The sequence below is a fragment of the Salmonella sp. 32070601201500089SM genome, assembly GCF_017573605.1.
In the GTDB taxonomy this organism is placed as follows: domain Bacteria; phylum Pseudomonadota; class Gammaproteobacteria; order Enterobacterales; family Enterobacteriaceae; genus Salmonella; species Salmonella enterica.
On record NZ_JAGETK010000033.1, the window covers coordinates 1 to 818 of the forward strand.

General features: G+C 61.6%; 1 protein-coding gene. It reads left to right on the forward strand.

Annotation, left to right across the window (positions count from 1 at the left end; all coding sequences use genetic code 11):
* Window positions 1-818, forward strand: an 818-nt coding sequence (locus tag J4728_RS23655; protein ID WP_208212518.1) for a pyruvate carboxylase subunit B, incomplete at both ends; no start/stop codon positions are given.

The following is an 818-nucleotide window of genomic DNA, read 5'->3' on the forward strand; positions in this document are numbered from 1 at the left end:
TACGCCGATGACGTGGTGGAACGCTTCGTTGAACGCGCGGTGAAAAACGGCATGGATGTGTTCCGCGTCTTCGATGCCATGAACGACCCGCGCAATATGAAAGCCGCACTGCAGGCGGTGCGCAGCCACGGCGCCCACGCCCAGGGGACCCTGAGTTACACCACCAGCCCGGCGCACACCCTGCAGACCTGGCTGGACTTAACCGAACAGTTGTTAGAGACCGGCGTTGACTCGATTGCCATCAAGGATATGTCCGGCATTCTCACGCCGATGGCGGCGTATGAGCTGGTCAGCGAAATCAAAAAACGTTATGACGTGCGCCTGCATCTGCATGCTCATGCCACCACCGGCATGGCGGAGATGGCCCTGCTGAAGGCCATCGAGGCGGGCGTTGACGGCGTCGACACGGCGATTTCCTCCATGAGCGCCACCTACGGCCACCCGGCCACCGAAGCGCTGGTGGCGACGTTGGCAGGTACTGAGCATGACACCGGGCTGGATATCCTGAAGCTGGAAAATATCGCCGCGTACTTCCGCGAGGTGCGCAAAAAGTACCACGCCTTTGAAGGCCAGCTGAAAGGCTACGACAGCCGCATCCTGGTGGCGCAGGTGCCGGGCGGAATGCTCACCAACCTGGAAGGCCAGCTGAAGCAGCAGAACGCGGCGGATAAACTCGACCAGGTGCTGGCGGAAATCCCCCGCGTGCGCGAGGACCTCGGCTTTATCCCGCTGGTGACCCCGACCTCGCAGATTGTCGGCACCCAGGCGGTGCTCAACGTCCTGACCGGCGAGCGCTACAAAACCATCGCCAAAGAAAC